General features: G+C 70.2%; 8 protein-coding genes and 3 pseudogenes. 7 read left to right on the forward strand and 4 right to left on the reverse strand.

All coding sequences use genetic code 11. The annotated features are described in order from the left end of the window. Positions 1–7: 7 nt before the first annotated feature. Together AB0M29_RS38730 and AB0M29_RS38735 are read left to right on the forward strand one after the other, a co-directional pair. A pseudogene (locus tag AB0M29_RS38730) lies at positions 8–528 on the forward strand (transposase); the annotation flags it as partial. Further along, positions 525–974 (forward strand): hypothetical protein, encoded by a 450-nt coding sequence (locus AB0M29_RS38735; protein ID WP_365391506.1) that lies wholly within the window; start codon positions 525–527, stop codon positions 972–974. The pseudogene AB0M29_RS38730 and the gene AB0M29_RS38735, both read left to right, overlap by 4 nt. Before the next feature lie 43 nt (positions 975–1,017). Here AB0M29_RS38735 and AB0M29_RS38740 read toward each other — a convergent pair whose 3' ends face one another. Then, positions 1,018–1,245 carry a helix-turn-helix domain-containing protein gene (locus AB0M29_RS38740; RefSeq protein WP_365391507.1) on the reverse strand — a complete coding sequence of 76 codons (228 nt, stop codon included), beginning with the start codon at positions 1,243–1,245 and terminating at the stop codon, positions 1,018–1,020. 202 nt (positions 1,246–1,447) lie between these two features. Here AB0M29_RS38740 and AB0M29_RS38745 point away from each other — a divergent pair. Further along, a pseudogene (locus tag AB0M29_RS38745) lies at positions 1,448–1,516 on the forward strand (hypothetical protein); the annotation flags it as partial. A gap of 207 nt (positions 1,517–1,723) precedes the next feature. Beyond that, positions 1,724–2,524 (forward strand): hypothetical protein, encoded by an 801-nt coding sequence (locus tag AB0M29_RS38750; protein WP_365391508.1) that lies wholly within the window; start codon positions 1,724–1,726, stop codon positions 2,522–2,524. Positions 2,525–2,771: 247 nt separating this feature from the next. On the opposite strand, the pseudogene AB0M29_RS38755 reads toward AB0M29_RS38750, so the two are convergent. The 3 genes and pseudogenes from AB0M29_RS38755 to AB0M29_RS38765 form a co-directional block, all read right to left on the reverse strand. Further along, positions 2,772–3,683 (reverse strand): annotated as a pseudogene (locus AB0M29_RS38755) (NB-ARC domain-containing protein); the annotation flags it as partial. Beyond that, positions 3,628–3,987 (reverse strand): protein kinase, encoded by a 360-nt coding sequence (locus AB0M29_RS38760; protein ID WP_365391509.1) that lies wholly within the window; start codon positions 3,985–3,987, stop codon positions 3,628–3,630. The pseudogene AB0M29_RS38755 and the gene AB0M29_RS38760, both read right to left, overlap by 56 nt. 407 nt (positions 3,988–4,394) lie before the next feature. Next, positions 4,395–4,598, reverse strand: coding sequence for a hypothetical protein (locus AB0M29_RS38765; RefSeq protein ID WP_365391510.1), 204 nt, complete (start codon positions 4,596–4,598; stop codon positions 4,395–4,397). 1,173 nt (positions 4,599–5,771) lie between these two features. On the opposite strand from AB0M29_RS38765, the gene AB0M29_RS38770 reads away from it, so the two are divergent. The 3 genes from AB0M29_RS38770 to AB0M29_RS38780 form a co-directional block, all read left to right on the forward strand. Further along, on the forward strand, positions 5,772–6,854 hold the full coding sequence (locus AB0M29_RS38770) for a hypothetical protein (protein ID WP_365391511.1): 1,083 nt from the start codon (positions 5,772–5,774) through the stop codon (positions 6,852–6,854). A 52-nt stretch (positions 6,855–6,906) separates the two neighbouring features. Continuing rightward, the gene (locus tag AB0M29_RS38775) at positions 6,907–7,749 is read left to right on the forward strand and encodes an alpha/beta hydrolase (RefSeq protein ID WP_365391512.1); all 843 of its coding nucleotides are present in this window, start codon (positions 6,907–6,909) and stop codon (positions 7,747–7,749) included. Between the two features lie 780 nt (positions 7,750–8,529). Further along, a partial coding sequence (locus tag AB0M29_RS38780; RefSeq protein WP_365391513.1) for a cytochrome P450 occupies positions 8,530–9,039 on the forward strand: 510 nt, incomplete at its 3' end.

Consider the following 9,039-nt stretch of genomic DNA (forward strand, 5'->3'; position numbering starts at 1 on the left):
GCCGGGCCGATTAGCCGACCCCAGCCTGGTGGTGCTCGACACCCAGAGCCTGCACGCGGCGGCCGGTGTGCCGGCCGAGACGACGGGACGCGACGCGGCGAAGAAGGTGCCCGGCCGCAAGCGGGGACTCGCCGTGGACGTGCTTGGCCTGGTGATCGCCGTGGTCGTGCTGGCCGCCTCCGTCCACGACAACGCCTTCGGCACCGCTCTGCTCGACAAGGTCGCAGCAGGCAGTGGCGGCACCGTGACGAAGGCACTGGTGGACCAGGGGTTCAAGAAGACCGTCGTGGACCACGGTCAGCAGGTGGGCATCGACGTCGAAGTCGTCGAGCGCAACCCGGCCGAGACCGGGTTCGTCCCGCAGCCGATCCGCTGGCGAGTGGAGCAGACGAACGGGACCTTGATGCTGCACCGGCGGCTGGTACGCGACTACGAGCACCGCCCCGCCTCGGCCGGGTCTACTGGGCGATAAGCGACGTGATGGGCCGTCGGCTCACCGGTGGCGCGACGTCATGGCGCGGCGCATGACCAGCGGGGACCTGACCCTGGGGGCGGTGGTGGTACGTCTGGAGGAGCGCGAGCGGGAGATCGCCGCGCAGGCCGAAGAGACCCGTGAGCAGATCACGCGGCTCACCGCTGTGCTGGACGAGCTCGGCCGGGCCGCCGAGGCGGTGCGGATCACCCGCAAGACGCTGCTGGAGGTGTCCGACCCGGCCCCGCCCGCGCTGTCGGCGTCCGCCGCGGAGCTGCCGGAAGGGGCGGCCTACCAGGAAATCATGGTGGTGTTCGCCCAGGCAGGCGGTCCGCTGCGGGCGCGGGGCGTGTGCGAGGCGATGGACCTGGACCCGGCTCCGAACAACATCAACAACGTCCGTTTGAAGCTCAAGCGCCTGACCGGGCGCAACATCCTGGCCGAGCCCGAACCCGGCCGGTTCGCCCTGCCACGACCGTATCCGTCCGGCAAACAGCCCTGACCAGCTCGCCTACCCAAGGTCTGAGCTCGAATCGGCCGATGACTCACCGTAGCCTCGGACGGGTGGCCTTGATACTCCCCGGAGCCCAGCCGAGGACTTCCTCGAAACTGCGGGCAACGGTCGGAGTGGGCAGGTCCCCACGGTCGCGTTCGAAGGTCCGGAGGGTCGCGTGACTCAGCCAGGTACGTCGTGCGAGCTCGCGCTCCGAGATACCCTCGGCTTCACGGAACTCGACGAGGGCTCGCGCCAGCCGTGCCGATTCCTCACTCATGACGGCAGTATGCCGCTGAGTCCTGGCTGCGACAGCCTTCTGTCTCGATCTCAGGCCGCGAGAGCAGCGGGAGGCCCGCTAACTGCCCTGCCCTGCAGGTCAATCCCGCGACAGAGAGAAATCAGGCAAATCTTTTACATACCGCCCTCTCAGGACGGACCGCCTCGACGACGCCGAGCGCTGTCTTCTCGAAGCCAGGCGCATCTATCGTGCGATTGGCGACCCCACTGGCGAGGGCTCGGCCCTGGTCGACTACGGCGCAGTCCAAACGCAGCGCGGGAACAAAGACCACGCCGTTTCCCTCTATACCCAGGCGATCAGCCTGCTCCAAAGCCCGGACGGGCAACGCGCTCAAGCGATAGCCCTGATGAACCGCGGCGTGATTCACCAGCGACTCGGGAACCTCGCTCAGGCCGTTGCCGACACCCACCGAGCTCTCTTGTCCTTCCGCCAAGTCCAAGACCACCGTCACCAGGCCGTGGCCATCGGAAGCCTCGCCTGGTACCACCTGCTCGCCACGAACCACCGCGCTGCACTCGACCTCTACCGCGAGGAGCAACAGCTCGCCATCCTCCTCGCGGACATTCTCCTCCAAGCCAACGCGCTCATGGGCACTGGCGAGACCCACGCTGCCGCCGGCCAGATCGAAAAGGCCCGACACGCCTGGCAGGAAGCACAGCTCCTGTATGAGGAGATCAAACACCCCTGGGCCGCGCAGGCACATCACCGGCTCGATATCTCTCGGAAAGACCCGACGGCCACCTGGACCCCGACGGACTGGGAGGACCCCGAAACCATGCCCCCGCAGCCTCCGGAAACTTCTCCGACCCGCCCCCCCCCGGCCGGTGAGGCAGAAATACCGCCCAACGCGGGTGACGACACCGCGCCCGCGCTGCTGCTGACCGCCGGCCACAGCCGACGCTCTATCCAGCGCCAGCTCGGCATGACCTACCGCACCGTCCAACGGCTGGCGGATGCCGCCACCCCGGAGGATCTGTTCCAGGGACAGTGGCAAAACCGCCGGCCCAAGCTCGACGACTTCAAGCCGTACCTGAGCGAGCGCTGGGCCAAGGGCTGCACGAACGCCTGGACCCTCTGGGGAGAGATCAAGACGCACGGCTACCGCGGCGGCTACGGCGCCGTCCGTGCGTACCTGCAACCGTTCCGCACCACCCCGACCGCACCGGCCGCCCGACCACCGTCGCCGCGGACCGTCGCCGGGTGGATCCTGACCAACCCCGACACCCTGCGGGAGACCCGGCTTCAGCCAGAGCGGTGACCATAGACGGCGTGAAGTCGTGCCTCGGGTGGTGGCCCAGCAGGCGAAACGTCCTGCGTAGTGGATCAGGCAAATCACGGTAGGAGAGGTCGAAGACCGGGGTCAGTGCACGGCCTCCGGCGCGAATCTCTTCAAGGCGGCCCGCTTCCAGCCGCTCGGCCAGGACCGCGAGGGACCAGGCGGGCCGGGAGCGGAACCGGGCGGCAGTGAGCGCCAGGGCGAGTGGGAGCCGGTCACAGTACTCGATGACGCGTGCGGCAGCTTCGGGTTCGGCGGCCACACGGTCGTGTCCGGCGATCCGGGCGAGCAGGTCGAGCGCTTCGGTCTCGGTGAAAGTGTCGATCAGGTGCGGGGTGGCACCGTCGAGTCCGGCGAGACTACGGCGGCTGGTGATCAGGACCATGCATGTGGGCCCGGCTGGGATGAGGTCGCGGACCTGTTCCTCGGCGGCGGCGTTGTCCAGCAGCACCAAGGCACGACGATCCCGCATTCGGTCGCGGTACATCGCCGCCCGCTCGTCCCGACTCTCAGGGATCTGCTGCGCGGCTACTCCCAGCTGCCGCAGGAACGCCTCCAGCACCGCGGAGGGGTCCGCGGGCGGCAGATCGGGATCGAAGCCGCGCAGGTTCACATACAGCTGCACATCGGTGAAGCACCCTGTACGTACCAGTTCGTGGGCGGCATGGATCGCGAGCTGGGTCTTGCCGACCCCGGCCATGCCCTCGACCGGCGAGATCATGACCGTGTTCGCAACGCCGCGGTCGTGATGCTGCGTCGCGGCAGCGATCAGACGCGCGAGTTCCTCACGGCGCCCGGTGAACGTCGCTAGATCCGTGGGTAGTTGACCGAAGACCCCGACTGGGCCGCCGGTCCTGGCCAGCCCGTGGACCTTGATGCATGCCGTGCGCCAGAGATCAACCGCGGGTTCGTCTGCCCCCAGCGCCCGGACGATTCCCACGACTAGGTCCAGGTCCAGGCGACTGCGTCCGGTCTTGAAGGCGTCCTCGACCGTGGAAGTTGAGACCACTCGCGCCGGTCGCATCAGCGGTCCGACTTTTTTGGCAAGCACCCGGTACGACGGCATCCCCGCCCAGGCCCGCAACTCACCCAGCAAGCAGACGAACTCCGCCAGATCCGCCGCCTTGCTCGGATCCGGCATAGTGCCCCGCTGCCCACCCACGACGCTCACTCCCCCCGTGAAGCCGTGCTCCTGACAAGGAGAGTCTATTCTTCACGGTGCCGTCGGTGGCGAGCATCAGGTTGCCGGGTTTGATGTCCCGGTGGACGACGGACTGCTGGTGGGCGGCGGCCAGGCCGCGGGCGGTCTGTGCGGCGACATCGGCGGCGCGGGCGGCCTCCAGCGGGCCACACGCCCTGAGTTCCTCGGTAAGGCTTCGGCCTTCGACGAGTTCCATCACCAGGTACGGGCGTCCGTCGTGGTTGCCGAAGCCGTAGGCGGCCACCAGGTTGGGGTGGTTCAGGCGGGCCGTGGCCCGCGCCTCCAGTGGAACCGCTCGGTCAGGGTCGCATCGCCCTCCAGCGTCAGATTTTGACCGCGACCGGCCGGTGCAGGGTCGTGTCGACTCCGCGCCAGACCGAGCCCATGCCGCCTCGGGCCAGCGGCTCGTCCAGCCGGTACCTGTCCGCAATCAGCACACGCGCGCCCGTCCTCGACGTCCTTCAGGGATGACCGGCGGGTCCGAGCGCACAGGCAGGCGCGGGCACGGGGGGAACCCGCGCTCCCGGGCGGGCTCGCTCGTATCCGAGCGGCAGGCGGATATCCGGCATGGGGGATGCACGGAACCGCCACCGGGACCCGCCGGTCTGTTCAGTGGGGCGCAGCAGCGGCCGAAGGTGTTACATCGGTTGGTCACGGGTGCGGCCGCACCGCGTGGCCGGAGGCACGCTGCGGCAACCGGGAGGGTGCTGGGGCCGGACCGAGCCGGAAGTCCATCAGGGGGCCCACATCCCGCAGCGTCCGCTCGGCGGTCAGCCGCGCCTCCGCCGGAACATCGCCCAGCTCTTCCACCAGCGCGTCGTAGATCGGCATGTCGGCTGGACGCGCTGGACTCACGGTTCGAAGCTCCCTGTTCGGCGACTGCCCGGCCCTTCGGCCGAGCACCGGGGACCGAGTGTAGGGGGCCGGCTTCCCCGGCCGATGTGAAGATCAGCTCACCGACGGCTTCCCGAAGCGGAGCGTCTGCCTGGTCCCCCGTCCGGGGCACGGATGATGGCGGCCGAGGGTCTGGCGGCGGGGCGGTGGGACGAGGCGCTGGTCTGGTTCGAGCGGGCCGCCAACACCGGCATCACGGGTGCCCTGCGGACGGCGGCCGATCGCTTGGCGGCGGCGGCCCCGGACGGCGACACGCGAAGGACAGTGCGACGGGCGCCGACACTCCGCGATCGACTCACCCGGCCAGCTTCAGAGGAAGCCCCTGCTCTCCCATGAGTTCGGCAAAAGCAACCTCGATGTGGCTAACGGTCTCCTCACGGTGCCTGACCGCCCTGCCCCGCCATTTCTAGCCGGAGTTCACCCGCTTTCCGGCCACTTCACCGCCGCTCCGGCTGGTACCCCGCGCGTCGTATCCGTGCAGCTCAGCGGGTCTTTGACGGGCTTCCCCCTCATCAAACAATGTGCACCACCAAGCCTTCTGCCCTACAAAACCGCCCCTCCCCACCCACGACCGGGCTGCAAGCCCTTCTCCTACAAGGCGATGTGGCGCTCTCATCACCCCTACAAATGAGCCTGTCGACCCCATAACTCCAGCGGGTGAGCCGTCCATACACCAGGCCCGCCCTACCCCGTCAACCCCCACCACGGAAAGGCCACTCCCGGCGACAGAAGGCCCCCAAGGGCTCTGAATCTGGCCTTCAGCCGACAGGGGCCCCGCCAGGTCCCTGCCCAGCGCCACCTTCTGCGGGCGTCACAACGCCGTACAGCCGCATCACCTATCCCCGCTGGCCGCTGACAGCCCGGGGCATGGCGGAGCTAGCCCACCAACGCACTAGTTGTGCGGCGGGCTGCCCCTCGCAGTGTGCGTGGCTGCCGCTCGGCTGTCCGCACGTCCATGGCCTGAACCTTCCCAAGGTTCAGGCCATCGCCACACCCACCTGTCACATCGCCGTGCTCTTCGACCATCCGCGTCGCCGCTTCCGGGGGTTGCGCGGCTAACTACCGCGCTCTCTAGCGTCCGACTCCCCTACCGCCCCTCTTGTTCCACACCTACACGCTCGCCAAGGAGCCCCCATGCCCTCCCGCACCTTCCAAGCCGCCATCACCACACTGCCCGCAGGGGCCACCGCTCTGTTCGAGCACAGTGCGCTCGACGCGCTGGCCCCGCTGGTGCTGTGCTCGGTGCTCGCGGGCCTGCTCGGCCTCGCCCCCGTGGTGGTGCACTGGTGTGCCGATCAACCCCGGCGGGAGCGCGAACGGATCGTCAACCAGGCGCTGCGCGACGTGGCGCAGGCCGATCCCGAGCGGGCGCTGGTGTGGCGGGCCCAGCTGCCCCCTTTGGCCAGTCCGTTCGAGCGGGAGCCGTCGTCGGCGGAAGGGCCGGCCCCGCCTACCGCGGTCGCCCCGCCGGGCGATCCACAGCGAGCGGCGCGGACGGGACGGGATGATGTGCGCCATGACCGAGGCAGGCACCACTCCCGTCACCGCCCACGGCAGACGGAGGCCGTTCATGGGTGGATTCGCCGAAGCTGTCGTGGCCGAGAAATCGGCACAGAAGTGGCGGATTCGCGTGGTACGACAGCTATCCGGCAGAGTTCGAGCAGACGGGCGGTCAGACCAGTGGGGCGACAGGAAGAAGCGATCCGCGTTGCGGACGAGCTCTTGGCCGACATCGAGCTCAAGCGGTTGAAGGCGTCCGAGGTCGTCCTGAAGGCGAGCAGGCTCGCCCGGTTGGTCGGCCACACCGAGTTGACGGAGTTCCTCGGGTTCGAGCGCGACGGGTACCCGTCCGACGGTTCGGCTGCGGCGTGGATCGAACGGGCTGGCCGCTGGGCCGAGCAGGAGAAAAAGACCTTCTACACCCTTTCCATCGCGAAGGTGGAGGCCCAGGCCGAGGCCTTCCAGCAGGCCATCGACGCCCTGCGCGGTGGGGGCAATTATTCGGGCGACAAGGCTCTACTTGCGTCGTGCGACCATGACACGCGGATTGTCCAGTCCTCAGCCAACCTCGGCGTGTGGACCGGGATCTGTGGGCAAGTCGTCGCGACCGTCTACGGCATGGTTACCGAGATCTACCACGAGCTCCTGTTCAGCCAGCTCCAGGCGAGCCTGTTCGGGGACACACAGGAGGCGGTGGCGGCGGAAGGACCCCGGTGAGATCCGCGACGGCCGGGGCGATGAGTTCGCGCGGACGGGACAGTCCACACTCGTGTCAGCACCCACCACCGAACGGGACGGCCGTCATGACCGCACAGCACAAGGGTTCCTACGCCAAGGTGAACGGCCTGGAGATGTATTACGAGGTGCACGGACCGGAATCCGGTACCGGCACGGCCGCCGGGGCCGGTGCCGACCGTCCGCTGCTGCTGCTGCACGGCGGTGCCTCACCATCGACCTCTGCTTCGGCGCGCTCCTGCCCACGCTCGCGCGGACCCGCCGGGTCATCGCCGTCGAGCTGCAGGGGCACGGGCACGGGCACACGGCCGACATCGACCGCGAGATGACCGTGCCCGCACTGTCGGCGGACGTGCTGGCGCTGCTGGACGAACTCGACACCGAGCGGGCCGACTTCTTCGGGTTCAGCCTCGGCGGGCTGACGGCCCTGCAGACCGCCGTCGCGCAGCCCGAGCGGGTTGGCAGGCTGGTGATCGCCTCGACCGAGTACCGCCCGGACGGCTACTACGACGAGATCCTCCACCCCGTGCAGCGCTGGGGGTCGGCCCGGCTGCCCAGCGAGGCCGACTTCCAGGAGATGGCCGACGCGTACGCCGCGACGGCCCCCGACCCGGACCACTTCCAGCAGCTCCTCGCCAAGTGCACGGCCACCGCGCACTCCCACCCGGGCTGGAGCGACGAGGAGCTGCGCGCGCTGGCGGCCCCGACGCTGATGGTGATCGGCGACACCGACTTCGTACGGATCGAGCACGCCGCCGACGTGCTGCGCCTCATCCCGAACGCCGAGTTGGCGGTGCTGCCCGCGACGACGCACCTGCAGGTGACGCGCCGCACGACGGCACTGGTCCCGATGCTCGAGGCGTTTCTGGGACGCTGAGCACCGGGGGTTGGGGGGCGCTGGACCCCGCGGGGGCGGGGCGGGCCGCGAGGGGCGGGACCCTGCGCGACACGCCACTTCCTGAACGGGGGGTTGGGGGAAGCCGCGAGCCTCGACCGAGGACGTCGGCAGGAAGCCGTCGAACCGGGCACGACGGCACGGACGCACTTCGGCAGCGCCGCAGTCGGCTCGGTCGCGCGACGGCCGGGACACTTCGGCCGGGACCGAGTCGTCCCGGCCGTAGCGTTCGGGGCATGACCGCTTCCGTGCACGCGTTCCACCGCTACGCCGATGTCGAGGCCGCGCTCGCCGACCCGCGCCTCGTCCCGGTTCCCGCCGAGGACGGTCCGCCGGGGACCACGGCGTGGCTGCGGGCCCACGTCTCCCGGTTCAGCTCGGGCGCGGAGCACACCCGCCGACGGGCCCTGGTGGAGGCGGAGTTGGCCCGGCTGGATCCGGCGGCGCTGCGCCGCGCCGCCGCCGCACCGGGCCCCGGTGCCGCCGACGCGGACCCCCGGCTGCGTGCGGTCCGCGCCCTCGCGGAGGGTATCGGCCTCACGGAACCCGACGCCGTGGCGGCGGCCGTCGCCACCGTGGCAAGGGCGTACTTCGGCACCGACGATCCGGCGACGCGCGCGAGCGCCGACGCGGCGGTGGCCTGGCTGCTGCCCGGCGCGCTGGCGGTCGGCCACCAGGGCGGGGACGCGGCGCGACCCGATCGACCAGCCCCGTCGGAGCCCGCGTGGGAGCCCGCGTGGGAGGCCGCCGCCAACCGGATCGGTGCTGGTCCAGGCGTGCGACGCGACGGGCACGCTCGTCGAGCACGCCGAGAAGGCCGCGGCGTCCTGCCCGCGACCGTCCGTCGAGACCGCCGAGACCGCTACGAAGCCGCTCCCGGCCGAGCCCCTGCTCACCGAGACACTGCGGCACGATCCTCCCGTCCACACGATGCGCCGGGTCGCGGCCGGGGCGACGCGGGTGGCGGGAATGGAGATCGCCGAGGGCGATCTGGTCCTGCTGGACGTCGCGGCGGCCAACCGGGACCCCGCGGTCTTCGGCGCGCCCGCCGTCTTCGCCCCGGAGCGGTCCGCTCCCCCGGCCCTCACCTTCGGCGCCGCGCCCCGGGTGTGCCCCGGCCGCGATCAACGCAGCGCTCCGCCGAGCCCTCCCGTCGCCAGATTCACGCTCGGACCATCACGGTTCGGCGAGCGTGCAGGTGACACGTCACGCCCGCACCGCACTTGGCATGGCACAGCGCTCCCGGATCCCCAGGGCGATGCACAGGTTCTG

The sequence above is a fragment of the Streptomyces sp. NPDC051976 genome (assembly GCF_040680795.1).
Taxonomy (GTDB): domain Bacteria; phylum Actinomycetota; class Actinomycetes; order Streptomycetales; family Streptomycetaceae; genus Actinacidiphila.

What these genes read in the sequence shown, in the direction of transcription:
- AB0M29_RS38740 (WP_365391507.1), bottom strand. Translation starts at nt 1,245, where the DNA reads ATGAGTGAGGAATCGGCACGGCTGGCGCGAGCCCTCGTCGAGTTCCGT.
- AB0M29_RS38770 (WP_365391511.1), top strand. Translation starts at nt 5,772, where the DNA reads ATGCCCTCCCGCACCTTCCAAGCCGCCATCACCACACTGCCCGCAGGG.
- AB0M29_RS38735 (WP_365391506.1), top strand. Translation starts at nt 525, where the DNA reads ATGACCAGCGGGGACCTGACCCTGGGGGCGGTGGTGGTACGTCTGGAG.